General features: G+C 67.7%; 20 protein-coding genes. 12 read left to right on the top strand and 8 right to left on the bottom strand.

Annotated features, from left to right (window positions below; translation table 11 throughout):
- Positions 1-47: 47 nt before the first annotated feature.
- The 3 genes from ACTJJP_RS08275 to ACTJJP_RS08285 are packed head-to-tail and all read right to left on the bottom strand — an operon-like array spanning position 48 to position 1485.
- Positions 48-368, bottom strand: a complete 321-nt coding sequence (locus ACTJJP_RS08275; RefSeq protein ID WP_440774535.1) for a hypothetical protein — start codon at positions 366-368, stop codon at positions 48-50.
- Positions 365-937, bottom strand: a complete 573-nt coding sequence (locus ACTJJP_RS08280) for an Asp23/Gls24 family envelope stress response protein (protein WP_440774536.1) — start codon at positions 935-937, stop codon at positions 365-367. The genes ACTJJP_RS08275 and ACTJJP_RS08280 overlap by 4 nt, the downstream gene beginning before the upstream one ends.
- 5 nt (positions 938-942) lie before the next feature.
- A complete protein-coding gene (locus ACTJJP_RS08285; RefSeq protein ID WP_440774537.1) occupies positions 943-1485 on the bottom strand; it encodes an RNA polymerase sigma factor in 543 nt (180 codons plus the stop codon).
- 121 nt (positions 1486-1606) lie between these two features.
- Here ACTJJP_RS08285 and ACTJJP_RS08290 point away from each other — a divergent pair, with 121 nt between their 5' ends.
- From ACTJJP_RS08290 to ACTJJP_RS08330, 9 genes are all read left to right on the top strand, one after another.
- Positions 1607-2023: an Asp23/Gls24 family envelope stress response protein gene (locus ACTJJP_RS08290; RefSeq protein ID WP_440774538.1), complete on the top strand. Its 417-nt coding sequence runs from the start codon at positions 1607-1609 to the stop codon at positions 2021-2023.
- Between the two features lie 110 nt (positions 2024-2133).
- Complete coding sequence (locus tag ACTJJP_RS08295) at positions 2134-2976, top strand: NAD-dependent epimerase/dehydratase family protein (RefSeq protein ID WP_440774539.1); 843 nt, start codon at positions 2134-2136, stop codon at positions 2974-2976.
- Positions 2973-3233, top strand: a complete 261-nt coding sequence (locus ACTJJP_RS08300; protein WP_440774540.1) for a hypothetical protein — start codon at positions 2973-2975, stop codon at positions 3231-3233. Before ACTJJP_RS08295 ends, ACTJJP_RS08300 begins: the two co-directional genes overlap by 4 nt.
- 75 nt (positions 3234-3308) lie before the next feature.
- Entirely contained in the window at positions 3309-4715 is a 1407-nt protein-coding gene (locus ACTJJP_RS08305; RefSeq protein ID WP_440774541.1) for a dihydrolipoyl dehydrogenase family protein, read from the top strand.
- Between the two features lie 12 nt (positions 4716-4727).
- Positions 4728-5351, top strand: coding sequence for a TetR family transcriptional regulator (locus tag ACTJJP_RS08310; protein ID WP_440774542.1), 624 nt, complete (start codon positions 4728-4730; stop codon positions 5349-5351).
- A 93-nt stretch (positions 5352-5444) separates the two neighbouring features.
- Positions 5445-5837: a PaaI family thioesterase gene (locus ACTJJP_RS08315; RefSeq protein ID WP_440774543.1), complete on the top strand. Its 393-nt coding sequence runs from the start codon at positions 5445-5447 to the stop codon at positions 5835-5837.
- 278 nt (positions 5838-6115) lie between these two features.
- Positions 6116-6631: an RNA polymerase sigma factor gene (locus ACTJJP_RS08320; RefSeq protein ID WP_440774544.1), complete on the top strand. Its 516-nt coding sequence runs from the start codon at positions 6116-6118 to the stop codon at positions 6629-6631.
- A complete protein-coding gene (locus tag ACTJJP_RS08325; RefSeq protein WP_440774545.1) occupies positions 6618-7610 on the top strand; it encodes a hypothetical protein in 993 nt (330 codons plus the stop codon). The genes ACTJJP_RS08320 and ACTJJP_RS08325 overlap by 14 nt, the downstream gene beginning before the upstream one ends.
- Entirely contained in the window at positions 7607-7993 is a 387-nt protein-coding gene (locus tag ACTJJP_RS08330) for a hypothetical protein (RefSeq protein WP_440774546.1), read from the top strand. Before ACTJJP_RS08325 ends, ACTJJP_RS08330 begins: the two co-directional genes overlap by 4 nt.
- A gap of 26 nt (positions 7994-8019) precedes the next feature.
- Here ACTJJP_RS08330 and ACTJJP_RS08335 read toward each other — a convergent pair whose 3' ends face one another.
- Complete coding sequence (locus ACTJJP_RS08335) at positions 8020-8952, bottom strand: aldo/keto reductase (protein ID WP_440774547.1); 933 nt, start codon at positions 8950-8952, stop codon at positions 8020-8022.
- Between the two features lie 60 nt (positions 8953-9012).
- Here ACTJJP_RS08335 and ACTJJP_RS08340 point away from each other — a divergent pair, with 60 nt between their 5' ends.
- Entirely contained in the window at positions 9013-9204 is a 192-nt protein-coding gene (locus tag ACTJJP_RS08340; RefSeq protein WP_440774548.1) for a zf-TFIIB domain-containing protein, read from the top strand.
- 55 nt (positions 9205-9259) lie between these two features.
- Here the strand turns inward: ACTJJP_RS08340 and ACTJJP_RS08345 are convergent, their stop codons facing one another.
- Entirely contained in the window at positions 9260-9568 is a 309-nt protein-coding gene (locus tag ACTJJP_RS08345; protein ID WP_440774549.1) for a hypothetical protein, read from the bottom strand.
- A gap of 137 nt (positions 9569-9705) precedes the next feature.
- Between ACTJJP_RS08345 and ACTJJP_RS08350 the strand changes: the two genes are divergently transcribed.
- Positions 9706-10080, top strand: coding sequence for a hypothetical protein (locus ACTJJP_RS08350; protein ID WP_440774550.1), 375 nt, complete (start codon positions 9706-9708; stop codon positions 10078-10080).
- Positions 10081-10655: 575 nt separating this feature from the next.
- Here the strand turns inward: ACTJJP_RS08350 and ACTJJP_RS08355 are convergent.
- Entirely contained in the window at positions 10656-11693 is a 1038-nt protein-coding gene (locus ACTJJP_RS08355) for a PIN domain-containing protein (RefSeq protein ID WP_440774551.1), read from the bottom strand.
- Between the two features lie 303 nt (positions 11694-11996).
- Between ACTJJP_RS08355 and ACTJJP_RS08360 the strand changes: the two genes are divergently transcribed.
- Positions 11997-12281 (top strand): hypothetical protein, encoded by a 285-nt coding sequence (locus ACTJJP_RS08360; RefSeq protein ID WP_440774552.1) that lies wholly within the window; start codon positions 11997-11999, stop codon positions 12279-12281.
- Positions 12282-12507: 226 nt separating this feature from the next.
- Here ACTJJP_RS08360 and ACTJJP_RS08365 read toward each other — a convergent pair whose 3' ends face one another.
- Complete coding sequence (locus tag ACTJJP_RS08365) at positions 12508-13473, bottom strand: hypothetical protein (RefSeq protein WP_440774553.1); 966 nt, start codon at positions 13471-13473, stop codon at positions 12508-12510.
- Positions 13474-13675: 202 nt separating this feature from the next.
- The gene (locus ACTJJP_RS08370; protein WP_440774554.1) at positions 13676-13912 is read right to left on the bottom strand and encodes a hypothetical protein; all 237 of its coding nucleotides are present in this window, start codon (positions 13910-13912) and stop codon (positions 13676-13678) included.
- Positions 13913-13916: the final 4 nt, after the last annotated feature.

Raw genomic sequence — 13916 nt, forward strand, 5'->3', positions numbered from 1 at the left:
GTGCTCCCAGGGTATGCCGCTCCCGACCCCCGAGTCCGTGAAACGGCTCAGGAGGCGGGGACCACCAGACGCGCCACGCGCACCCGGACGCGAGACGGCACATCGTCGACACCCGCGCCCCGCGCCGCGGCGGCGACCGCGGTGGCGACCGTCGCCGCATCGTCGTTCTGCGACACCCCGATGCACACGGTGATCGCGCGGGCTCCGGCCGCCTCCTCGACGGAGGCGAGCGAGCCCTCGACCTCGGCGACGTGCTCGATCGCGCGGGCCACCACGGGACGGGCCGAGTACGTCTCGCGTACCCCCTCGACCGCGGTCACGGCGAGGTCGATACGCGGAGCCAGCTCTGCGGCGGTGATCGCGGTCATTCGTCGTCTCCCTCGTCCATGTGCACGTCACCCACGGTGACGTCGACGCGGCCCACCCTCAGGTCGCCGTGGTGCTCGATCGCCGTACGGATGCCGGTGCGCATCTCTTCGACCGCCACCGTCATCGCGCGGCCGAAGCGCACGCTCACGGTGACGCGCACGTCGAGCGGGGCTCCGGGCTCCGGCTGGTTCAGGCGCACGCGGCCGACCAGCACGCCCTCGATGCCGTCGCCCACGGTGCGGATGAGCTCGTAGAGCGCCCCCTCGGTGACGACGATCTCCGTGCCGTCGTCGGTACGGGCGAGCGGGATGTCACGGCCGGCGCGGAACTCGCGCATCACCTGCCGCATGATGCTGTCGTACCAGGACTCGGCGAGCGGCTCAGCCGCCTGCTCCTCCACGATCTCGCGGGACAGGCGCCCCATCCGCTCCATGGATGCCAAGATCGCCTGGCACTCGGCGTTGCGCTCGATGGCGGGGATACGGGGGGTGCGCCCACGATCGAGGTAGGCGGAGAGGTCTTCGAGGGAGTACCCCGAGCCTCCGATCTCTTCGCTGTGCTCGCTCATTTCGGTCACCTCCACTCCTGCATACGTTCCAACACGGTCTTGCGGGCGCGGGCGAGACGGCCCCGCACGGTCGCCGCGGTCTCTCCGACCTCGACGGCGATCTCGTCGTAGCTGTGCCCGCCGACCTCGCGCAGCACCCACACGACTCGCAGATCCTCGGGCAGGTCGGCGAGCACCTTCTTCAGCGCGCCCATCTGCGACGATGCCACAACCGAGCGCTCGGGGTCATCCGTGGCCGACACCATCTGCTCGTCGATCTGCTCCGAGATCTTGCGCGAGCGCATCCGGTCGGTGACCTTGCGCGACACGATCGTGGTGAGCCAGCTGCGCACCTTCTCGGGATCGGTGAGGTCGGGCAGTCGACGCCACGCGGTGATGAGCGCCTCCTGCACGCAGTCGTCGGCGTCGGCGCGGGAACCCGTCAACTTCGTCGCGAAGGCGACGAGGAACGGGGCATGCCGCCGCACCAGCACTCCGAAGGCGAGCTGATCGCCGTCGGCCGCGCGCGATGCGAGGAACGCATCGGTGGCGGAGGACATAGAGGGCATCGCGGTTCCTGTCAGAAATTTCTCGGCCTCGATCCGTGACATTTCACGAACCGCTTCCGTCTCCTTAGCGAACACCCCCACGGTCGATATGGCCCGGGATCTTGACGAAAGGATGCTCCTCATGGCACAGAACGCCTCCCTCCCCCGCGACGCCCGCACCGACGGCGGCAAGACCGTCATCGTCGACCCCGTGGTCGCCAAGGTCGCCGGCATCGCCGCAGCCGAAGTCCCCGGCGTCCACGCCCTCGGTGGCGGCGCCGCTCGCGTCATCGGCAACATCCGCCAGGCCGTGGGTGCGAAGGACTACGCCCAGGGCGTGAGCGTCGAGGTGGGCGAGACCGAGGTCGCCGCCGACATCGCGATCCAGGTCGACTACCCCGAGCGCATCCAGCGCGTCGCCGCGAACGTACGCTCGGCCGTCGAGAAGGCGATCACCGACATCGTGGGCATGAAGGTCGTGGAGGTCAACGTGACCGTGGTCGACGTGTTCATCCCGGGCGACGACGAGGACGACGAGGAAGAGCCGCGCGTCCACTGACCCGTGCTCCGGCCCGCGAGCTCGTGCTCGCGGGCCGTTCGTCGTCAACCCGCCGCCCGGTGTCGGCGCTCGACGCTATCTTCGACTGCACACCGACTCGAAGGATCTCCATGCGCATCGCCCTCACCGGTTCCTCCGGCAAGCTCGGCACCGTCGTCGCCCGCGAACTGCGTGCCGCCGGACACGACGTCATCGGCCTCGACATCCACGGCGAACGCGGCCCCGGCTTCGTGCAGGTCGAGCTCACCGACTACGGCCAGGTCATCGACGCCCTCGCCGGGGTGAACGATCAGCACACGGGCTTCGACGCCGTCGTCCACCTCGGGGCGATCCCCGCGCCCGGCATCCGCTCCGACGTCGCCACGTTCCACAACAACATGACGAGCACGTTCAACGTGTTCTGGGCGGCCGTGCGGCTCGGCATCCGCAAGATCGTCTACGCCTCGAGCGAGACGGTACTGGGGCTTCCGTTCGACGTCCCGCCGCCCTACATCCCGGTCGACGAGGAGTACGCCCCTCGCCCCGAGTCGGTGTACTCGCTCGTCAAGACCCTCGAAGAACGTCTTGCGACCGAACTGGTGAGATGGCATCCCGACCTCTCGATCACGGCGCTCCGATTCTCGAACGTCATGGTCCCCGCCGACTACGCGGAGTTCCCCTTCGACGCCGACGCGCGCACCCGCAAGTGGAATCTGTGGGGCTACATCGACGCGCGTGACGGCGCGCAGTCGATCCAACGCGCTCTCGAGAACGCACCGACCGGCTTCGACACGTTCATCATCGCCGCCGCCGACACGGTCATGACCCGCCCGAATGCCGAACTGGTCGCCGAGGTCTTCCCCGGGGTCGAGACGCGGGGCGAGCTGGGCGAGAACACCACGTTGCTCTCGATCGACAAGGCGCGACGTCTGCTCGGCTACGACCCCCAGCACTCGTGGCGCGACCGCGGATGAGCTCCCCCGACGATCAGCCGGTCATCCCCCTGCCGACGGCTCACGAGAAGGAAGTCAGCTTCCTGGCTCGCAGCGGAGCCGTCGTGACCCTGAGACTCATCGACACGGGCCGATACGAGGTCAAGCTCGACACCCGTGGCGACTACACCGCCGTGCTGCTTCACGACGGCGACACGTTCGAGCTGCATCCCGCGCCGGGGGTGCACGCCCTGGGCGGTACGGGGCTGACGGCCGCCCAGATTTACGAGGGGTTCTGATCCGGGACGCAACCCCCGCGGCCGGCCCGGCGGTGCGGGCTTGACTGGGGTCACCGACCCGCCAGGAGGACCATCGTGAGCGACGCCGCCGACAGCTACGACATTGCCGTGATCGGCGCCGGCCCCGCCGGTACCGCAGCGGCGCTCCGGGCGGCGGAGCTCGGGGCGTCCGTCGTCGTGCTCGAGGCCGACCGGGTCGGCGGCACGTGTATCAACACGGGCTGCGTACCCACCCGCGTGCTCGCGAAGGCCGCGCGGCTCATGCGCGAGACGCGATCGGCCGATGATTACGGCATCGTCGTCGATGAGCCCCGGGTGGACTGGTCGGCGGTGGTGTCCCGCGTGCACGAACGCGTGGACGCCGTGCGCTCCATCAAGCGCGAGGCGGAGCGCTTCGCCGACGTCGGCATCGACCTGATCCACGAGGGCCGCGCGCGCTTCGTCGACGATCACACCCTCGAGCTCGACAGCGGCCGACGCGTGCGCGCCGAGTCGATCCTCGTGTGCGTCGGGGGACACTCCCGGCGCCTCCCCATCCCCGGTGCCGAACTCGCGACCGTGCCCGAAGACCTGCTGTCACTGCCCGAGCTCCCCCGCCGCGTCGCCGTCATCGGTGCCGGCAACACGGGCGCGCAGCTGGTGACGGTGTTCCGTTCGTTCGGTGCCGAGGTGACCCTGCTCGACGTCGCACCACGCGTGCTCATGGCATCCGATGCCCGCATCTCGAACGCCATCGCCGAGTCGTTCGCCGCGCACGGCGTCGCCGTGCACACGGGAATCGACACCGTCGAGCGCCTCGACGAGCACGACGGCGCGATCCGTCTGACCTGGCGCGAGAGCGACGAGGCGCGCACCGTCGATGTCGACGTGGTCATCATGGCCACGGGATGGCCCGCCGACGTCGACGACCTCGGTCTCGACCGCGCGGGCGTCGAGGTGGAGCGCTCGGCGATCCCCGTCGACCGCTACTTCCGCACGGTCGTGCCGCACATCCTCGCCGTGGGCGACGCGAACGGCCGCGACATGCTGGTGCAGGCGGCGCAGTTCGAGGGCGAGGCGGCCGCAGAGAACGCGGTGCTGGGCGCGAACCGACGCACCCCGCACCACCTGCTCCCCGCCGGCGGGTTCACCGACCCCGATTACGCCGGCGTCGGGCTCACCGAGGAGCAGGCGCGGGACCGCGATCCCTCGTGCGTCGTGGCGACGGTGCGCTTCGCCGACCTCGACCGCGCGGTGATCGACGACCGCGAGAACGGCTTCCTCACGCTCATCGCGGACCGTCGCCGCGAGCTCCTCCTCGGTGCGCACGCGGTGGGCGAGAACGCCGTCGAGGTCATCCAGTCGGTCACCACGGCGATGGCCGCGGGTATCGACGTCGCCACCCTCGCCGGTGTGCGCTTCGCCTACCCCACCTACAGCGCGGTGATCGGCAACGCGGCGCGGGCGCTGCTGCGGGTCGACTCCCCGGCGCTGCTGGAGTGACACACTGACACCGTGACCGCCGCGAACCCCGCCCCGATTCCCCCCAGCTCCCCCGCGCGGCGCGGGCGTCCGGGCTACGACCGCGAGGGCATCCTCGCCGTCGCGGTGCAGGTGTTCAACGAGCAGGGCTACGACGCCACGAGCGTGTCCGACCTCGCCCGGCGCCTGGGGCTCACGAAATCGGCGCTCTACCATCACTTCTCCTCGAAGGAGGAATTGCTCTCCGTGGCCGTCGAGGCGGCTCTGGGCGGCCTCGAGGCGGTCTTCGACGACCCCCGCGCCTCCGCGGGGGCGGCATCCGATCGCCTCCGGTTCGTGCTCGTCGGAGCGACCGACGTGCTCGTCACCCGACTGCCCGCGGTGACACTGCTGCTGAGGGTGCGCGGGAACAGCCCCGTCGAGCAGGCGGCGCTCGAGCGGCGACGCGCGTTCGATCACCGGGTCACCGCCCTCGTCGCCGACGCACAGGCCGAGGGCGATGTGCGCGACGACGTCGACGCGGCCGTCGCCGCACGCCTGCTGTTCGGCATGATCAACTCCGTCGTGGAGTGGTACCGCCCGGGCGGCGGTGTCGACGGCGGACGCCTCGGGGCCGACATCGTGCGCATCGCCCTCGACGGCCTGCGCACGTCCTGACCCGATCCCGTCGACCTAGCTGTCACCGACCGATCGTTCAGGAATAGTGTCGAGGAAGGGCCGCCCCACGGTGGGCGGCGGAAGGAGCGGGTCATGACGCCCTGGACGATCGTCCCCGGAGACCTCGACGAGCGCCTCGGCATCACCGTGGTCGAGCAGTCCGCCGACCGTGTCCGAGCGGTCATGCCGGTCGATGGCAACACGCAGTCGCTCGGGCGCCTGCACGGTGGGGCGACGGCCGCCCTCGCCGAAGCCGTCGGATCGTGGGCGGCGATGATCCACGCGTCGACTCTGGGCAAGGTCTGCGTGGGCGTCGATCTCAACATCACCCATCACCGCGGCGCGCGCGAGGGGCGGATCCACGCCGTCGCGACCCCCGCCCACCGCGGACGCCGCGTGGCCACCTACGACGTCGTCGTCCGCGACGATGCGGATCGACTCATCGCGACCGCGCGCATCACGAACCTCATCGTCGACCCGGACTGACGCGGACGCTCCGACGCTCGGGCCCGATGGCGGCGTTCCGAGGGGTTGCACTGCCCCCACGCAGTGCAACCCCTCACCCGCCGAGGTCAGTCCCGAACATCTGTCGGCGGGCGTGCGGGTGTCGTCTCGAAGCCGGAGCAGACACCCACCCCCATCAGTGAGGTGTCTGCCGGGCACGGATCCTTACATCGCCCCCGGAAAATTTTCCCGTCGCTTCGACGTGTAAGGATTTGACTCGTTCAGACACTTCCCCATCGAATACACGGAGATACACACCGGTGATCGACGAGTCGGATTTCGTGGTGCTCTTCCGCGAGCACTACAACGCCGTTCTTCGATTCATCGAACGACGAGTCTCGGATCGTGAGGCCGCCGCCGACCTCACGATGGACTGCTTCGAGATCGCCTGGCGCAAACGCGATCCGCGCGATCCGTTCGGACTGCCCTGGTTGTACCGCACCGCACGCAATCTCATTGCGAATGAATATCGGCGACGTGATCGAGAGGGGGCCCTGTGGACGCATATCGAGGACCACGTGCGCACCCTCGCGAGCGAGGCGGAGCCCGCGATGACCGCGCGCCTGCTGGATGCCATCCGGGCGCTGCCCGAACGCGAGCGCGAGATCCTCTGGCTGACGTACTGGGAGGAGCTCTCCGCCGCCGAGGTCTCGGTCGTGATCGGGCTGAGCGAAGGCGCCGTGTGGACGCGACTGAACCGTGTGCGCGCACGACTGCGTCCCCTGCTGCTCAGCGCGACCTCGACCGGCGAGGAGGTGCGCGATGAACGACGATGAGCTCGCACGTGCTCTGCGCGGTCTGGACCCCGCGCGCACCCCGGTCGATGCCCCGATCCCTCTCGACGCGGAACGACGTGTTCGCGAGATCGTCGGCCGACCCGGCGCCCGTCGACGCCGTCCGACCTTCGCCATCGCCTCCGCCGCCGCGGCCGTGGTGCTCGTGCTCGCCATCGTGTCGGGAGTGCTCTGGATGCCGGCGCCCTCGGCCCACGCCCTCACCCCCAAGCCCCTCGTGTACTCCGCCGTCGCCGATGACGCGTCGCGGATCATCTCCGAAGCACAGCGCCGTCTGGCCGAGTCGACGACGCAGCTCGCGCCGGAGCGCCGATCGCTGTCGCTGGGGTGGTACTTCAGCGGCTCGCCCGACGAGGCGGAGGCCACGGTCTTCCGTCGCGAGTGGGTGGACGTGCGCTGGGCCGAGAATCTATCGGGGTCCATCGTCACCCTGGCGGCCGAGGCGACCAACGCCGACGGCGACACGGTGCCCGCGGACGATCCGACCCCCGGAACCGTGGTGGGCGACCTGCAGTTCGTGCAGAACCAGTTCTCCCCGCTGTCGCGCACACCACCCGCCCCGACCGCCGACACCATGCGGTCGCTGATCGTCGCCTCGACGGGCGCGAGCGAAGCCCTCACGGCGGGCGACGTGATGCTGGGAGTGCGGTCCTTGCAGAGCGAGTGGACGCTCACCGGGAGCCAGCAATCGGCCCTGCTCGACGTGGTCGCGTCCGCCCCCGGGCTGCGCGTCCTCGGCGTCACGAACGACCGCCTGGGTCGCCCTGTCGTCGGGCTCGGCGGCATCCCCTCGACCGCGACCACCTCCGACGTCACGCTGCTCATCTCCACCGAGACGGGCCGCATCGTGGGGTACGAATCGGCTCTCGTCGAGGACAACCCGAACCTCAAGCTCCCCGCCGGATCGATCACCGACTACATCCTGTGGGATGTACGCGACAGGAAGGACGCTCCGCAATGACCGCACCCGAAGACCTCCACCCCGACATCGCCGCGGCTCTCGAGGAGATCCCCGGCGGGGTCGTGATCGACGCGACCCACGCGCACTGGCCTGACCTCGGCATGACCATGGACGTGCCGCCCGGCGACGAGGAGAAGGCCGTCGGCAGTTGCGCCACCGGCAACGTGTGCGCCTTCAATGGAACGGGACTGTCGGGCACGCGGGTGTCGTGGTCGTCGTGCGGCACGTACGCGCCGGGCATGACCGTGCGTTCCATCGCCAACGCCCGCTCCGCCGGCTACGCGCAGGCGCGGTCGTCGTCGGGGTCGGTACTGGCCACTGCGATCGCCGGCTCGTGGGCGAACGTCTCGGGCAGCGTCGCCGACGTGCGGTGCGTTCCCTGATCGGCCGGTCCGCCTAGGCCACCGGCTCACCGCCAGGGGCGTTCCGACCGGCGGCGCCAATAGTCGCCCGGGTCGTCCGCGAGCCGGACGAGCACCGCGGGATCGACCTCGACGGCTCGTGCCTCGACACCGCGGCGGAGGTGCTCGACGGTCGTCGCCCCGCTCAGCACGATGTCCGCGAACGGCTGTGCGAGCGCCGCACCGAGCGCGAACAGATCGGGGGCGACCCCGGATGCCGCAGACGCGAGATCGCCGCCCGGCACGGCGGACGCGAGTTCGCCGTTTGCCAACGCCTCTTTGACCACCACGGTCCAGCCCGCGTCGTGCGCCTCGCTCAACGCGCCCCCGACGGAGGACTCCCGCAGATTCCATGTCGACTGCACCACAGTGAAGGGACTGTCGTCGAGGTGCATCGCCGCGCGGATGACGTCGGCCTGTCGCGGACCGCTCGTCGACAGCCCCACCCGCACGCCCTCGGCGCGCAGTCGTCGCATCCGCTGGAGCACCTCGAGGTCGGCGAGCGCGGGGCTGTCGGGGGTGACGGAATGGATCAGGGAGAGATCCGGCGGCGACCCGAGAGCCGCGATCGTCTCGGGCCACTGCCTGTCGAACATCGCCGCCGAGTGCTCCTTGCGCTCGTGCACGGCGGCATCCATCCTCCACTCGCCGACGTAGGCGTAGCCCCACTTCGAACCGATCACGAGCTCGGAGCGCCTGCCGGGATGCGCCGCGAGCCAGCCCCCGAGGAACTCCTCGGCGAGTCCGTACGAGCGCGCCGCATCGACGTACCGGATGCCGAGACCCCACGCCTCGTCGAGAAGGGCGTGCGCGCGCGTCCGCAGCGCCTCGACCGACCGGTCGGCCGGGTCGCCGAGGTCGTCATCGCGGTCGGTGGTGATGTACGCCGGCCGGCCGACGGCGGCGAGACCGAAACCCATGCGGGCGGAAGAAGCGGGCATGCTCCGACGTTATCCGCGGTGCGGTGCCAATGGACACGACACCGCGGGAACGGAGGATTCATGAGCTATGCGAACGCCATCGCCGGCGAGGCGCAGCCCATCTGCCCCGCCTGCGGCGTGACGATGCACCCCCTCCTCGACGAGGGCATACCCGCAGACGAGTGCCGCGAGTGCGGGTTCCGGGTGGAGTGGCCCGCAGCGGATGCCGCGCGCGAGGGCGACGACGACGAGCGGGACACGCGCTGGGACTGAGCGCTGCGGCGTGCGCGGGCGCGCCCCGCACGGGTCGCGTTCGGCGCGTGCGCCGCTAGATCACGTCGAAGGGGATGTCTCCGTCGCTGTAGTCCCGATCGACTTCCGGGGTGTATCGCAGGCGTCGTCCGTCGGCTGTGTCGGCGCTGAGCGGCACGGTCGCGACAGCGATGACGATGGATGTCGTCGTCGTGACGAAGAAGCTGACACGCTGGCCGCCGTCGACGGTGACGTTCAAGAAGCCACCCCCGGCTCGCGCCGCGCGCAGCACCTGGGCCCGCAGATCGTCGAGACCCTCGAGAGGTCCGAGCGCGAACGTCGACCCATCCACGGTGAGATGGATCCGCTCGATACTGTTCGGCATGGGCGCACGCTAGCCGTCCCCCATGGGACACCCCATGGGGTTGCCCCGACGAGGAGTGTGACGCACACTGCGCAGACACGGGTCAAGGCCGACGGATCCCTGAGGGTCGCGACGGTCGGGGTGGCATACTCGCCCCTATGCGACCGCTCGAAGACTCGCCACCCCGCCGCTCCCACGCACAGCTCGAAAGCTGGGTCGAGGAGTTCGAGCAGGAGGAGCACTGCATCGCCGGCTCCATCACCGTCGCCCCTCAGGAAGACGGGGACACGGATGACACCGGGCTCGTCATCCTGCGTCTGCGCAACACCTCGACGTCCATCTTCATGAAGCCCCGCAGCTACGACGACCCGGTCTGGGAGTTGACGCTCACCGAGCGGCCTGACGACCTGGTGATGACCGTGCACGACATCGCCAGCCTTGCCGCCGAGTACGTCATCGCGAGCAACCTCTGCACCTTCCTGCAGTGGAAGTCGCTGGAATGGGACCGGCAGAGCGGCCGGCGCGCGGCCTGAGCACGAACGACAGAAGCCCCGGCGGGAGCCGGGGCTTCTCTGCGTCTTCGGTAGCGGGAGCGGGGCTTGAACCCGCGACCTCACGATTGTGTTCCGGGCTCAATCAGGTGTTCTTGCGGGGTATCGGAGGATGCGGGTCTCACGCGCAGACTGATCAAGGGGTATCAGCAGGCCGCAAGGACGCCCACCCATTCTGCGGGGTAAGTGCGGGGTTCTGGTCAGGTCCGATCCCAGGTCCGACCTCGGGAACAGCCCGCATTTCAAATGCGAGATGTCCTGGACTTGATGGCATTTCAGATGCGACCAACCCATCCGCCTTCGGAACACGAAACGGTCGCATCCCAAATGCGACCGTGGCACCGAACCTCTCGTGAGATGCGGAACGGGTCGCGTTTCAAACGCGACCGTGATCCGGGGATAGCTCGCGTTTAAAACGCGAGATGCACGAATGGCGTCTACTGCGTGGAAACCCTTGGCTGCGAGGCAAGTCAGGCCTACGTCACCGGGCCAAGCATGTTGGCGGAGCCGACGAAATGGTCAAGGGTGCTCGGCTTCGTGTACTCCTCGGTGGTGCGTCACGTAAGTGTGACATGACCCCTTTCAACCGCGTCTGCTCTGCGCGGTCGCTCCTCAATCGAGGTCATCTCGAACGTTCCGATGTCACTCAGCCGCCGCCCATAGGGCTCGGTCTCTCCATGCCAACGCAAGTTCAAGTTCCATCGTGCAGTCGTGTTCCGTGCCTCGAGCTCCCCGTCGGAGGCGACACGGATGATAAGAACGTCCGCGTCGATGTCGGCTGTTGCCTCCACAGTCAAGTCAAAGACGTTTTCGCCGTAGCGTTTCCTGACTATGACGCCGGACTCCGCCAGCGACACCGCGTTCACGCGGCTCACGTCCGCGTAGTCGGGCCCCGGCGGAGTCCACGGAGTGATGTCGGCCCCGGTCAGCGCCTCAGCAATGGCATCCTCGATCGCGTCAAGGCCGAAGCCGAGCCGGGAAAGGTCAAACGGACCGTCCTCGTACTCACCCGGGAACTCGATACCGGTCAGGGACCGAAGGACCGTCAGATCCCCCTCCGCGTTCAAACATTGCAGTTCCTCGCGAAGTTCGTTCTGTCGCTTCGTGAAGATTGCGTCATCGGACAGGAACGTCAGCCTGTGAAACGGATCGTCTTCGAGTTGATCAAGCGCGGTGAGCCAGATAAGCGTGTCGCGATACCCCTCACCGCGCTCATCGAATGGCGCCACGCGATCCACCGCACGTTGCACGATGGCCAGGTGATCCTCATCGGCCGGTCTCGCTATCTCGAAACCCACCTCGCGCAGTCGCGCGTCAAGAGCCGCAGGATAGCCCTGTTCCTCAGCTGTATAGACGGCTAGCAGCGCCTCAGCGGCCCTCCTCGCCTTCGGGGACGACTTGCGAAGAGCACTCGCGACCTGTTTGACCTTGTCTTCGACGTGCCGACGATAGCCGCCGATAACCTCCAGACGGGCTACCGACGGCAGAACGAGGCGTAGACGACCCGCTTTGATTGCAGCAGACGCGGCGTCCCACTTTCGGTCTCGCAGGAACCAGTCCTTCATCAAGATGTTTGCGTCTACAACTACAAGCACGGACGGACCCTCTTCTAAAATCCCTGGTGTCGCTGGAACCTAGTCGGACCTGATAGGCCATCGAAGGTTGCGTCGCAGCGGGGCACCGAACCGGCCACCAAGCATCCCGCAGTTGGTCCGCGAGGGAACCAGCGGCGAGGCCCTTCATCTCTCCTCATTGTGACAGCGCGCAAAAGCAGCCTCGGCGAGCCACGCGCGAACATCCTCGACGGTGTATCGGCGACGGGAACGCAGCGGACCAACCCCGTAGAACATTTGTTCTACACTGGTGCGTCTCGGCCGGAGAAAGGATCCGGCGCACCCGTGAGCGATTGGCACCCCATCATGGCCGCCGTCGAGGGGCCCACCGGCACGTGGCGAATGGTGGACCCGTCAGGCTGGGAGTACGGGCGCGTCGAGATCCGTCGTGTCATGAACGGCGAGCAGGTGGCCTACAAGGCTGTCCACCGCGGCGACGTCCTCGGCTGGTCCCACACTCTCCGGCTTGCCTGCTACAAGATCCATATGGCTGATCTCGCGAAGATGGGTAACCCAGGGCCTCCTGCTGCCGACTGGGGCGACAGGACCCGAAACGGCCGACGCAAGTAGCCAACTAGGGCAGTGGCGGGGAATACGCAAACCGCCCCCAGGGGCGGCCAGCGTGGCTAGAGGTTCAGTCCCGCTCCCGATTGTAGCGTTCGTAGACTTCGCGGGTCTCGGCGGACCCGAGATCCAGACGGTCACGCCACCACTGCTCGAGTTCTGCGTCCGTTGCCGATTCCGGAACACTTGGCTTCAACGGAACACCGTTCGGCAAGAATCCGATTCCCATGGTTCAGTCTCCTTCGCGTCCAGGTTGGTGCGAGCTAGGCGCACCGGCGATCTCCACATCCACAGCGTGCCGCGGACGTCCTGTCGCGCCTGATGTTGTCAACGCCACTCTCTCGGCAGCAATCGCGACTGCAATCATCCAGCCCTGAGTCTCAAGATACTCGTGATCCGACGTGTGCAAGGCCGCCTTGTCGTCCGAGATTGCCAACAGAAGACCCACAACCTGGCGGTCATCTTTTGGCGAGTCGAAGACGGGGACTCCGACTCCCGTCACGTAGGTGTGATCCCCCGAAAGGAAAGGTGAACCCCATAGCTCGAAGTCAGCGGGCGACAGGGATGTCTGGCCGCTGTTGACAGTGGCGATGAGTTGCCGCGTGGTCTCGTTCTGTCGCGACGACACAGTGACGGCCCATGGAGCCGAGCTGCCGTCGTTCGTCTTCAATTTCTTGTACATCTGAGTCTGGGTGGCGTCAGCTCTCTTGAAGTATGCGACGTCAATGCGAGCAGATCGACCGTCGACCGTTTCGGTCCCGGAAAAGGTGCGGCCTCGAAAATAGGTGTTGCAAGCCGACAACGTGTGCACCAAATACTCGTTCGTTCTCTCGCCCGCCTCGACCTGACGCAGCTTTGCAATCAAGTATGAGGCGCGACCTCTAACAGACTCAAGAGCGAAGGATTGAGCACCGCTGCGTCGGTTGTAGCCCTCGCGCGTACGCAGGTGCTGGACTCCGCGAGCAACGATGGGCGGCAGCAGGATGAGCAAGAGGCTGGCCAGGACGATCTGCCACTTCCATCCCTGAACGAAGTCCGCCAGTCCTGATGGCGAGGGGTAGAGCTGGAACTCTACGAATGCCAGGACGATTGTTCCCGGCACCACGAACCAAAGTTCCGCGTTGGCGATGAAGAAGCGGAGATCGCGTGGTCCCTGCCATCTAGCCGGAACACGACCCTTTTTGGATGTCTTCGCCACGCCTCAGAGTCCCCCCGGCCTACGTCAGTATCGGCGAGCTTATCGTGAGCGCCCGTCGGATCCCTCGTGCGCAGGAGATACGAAGCACGGCATACGGGGTGTCCACTCCACACGGGGCGCACACCACACACTGGCCTCTTTCTAGGAGACGGTCTTCGCCCTTATCTCGACCAGGCAGTCCTAGATTCGGCCAGCGCCACGATCAGTCGCCGGTGATAACCGGCCCTGTTTCGCCAGCGTCGAAGTAACGCGAATGCGTGCGCTGCAGGGTTTCAAGAGAGTCGCTGTTGAGCGACACGATCTCCCAGTTTCGATCCGTTCGCTGAGCCTCGAGCTCAAGTCTGCAGAGCAGCGCGCGCCTTGGGCCGTCCGCACCGCGAAATTCCTGGACACGGTTCACCCCGGTCGGCCGGTGATACTCGATCAGGAATCCGGACATGGGG

The organism is Microbacterium sp. 22296 (assembly GCF_052045385.1).
GTDB lineage: Bacteria > Actinomycetota > Actinomycetes > Actinomycetales > Microbacteriaceae > Microbacterium.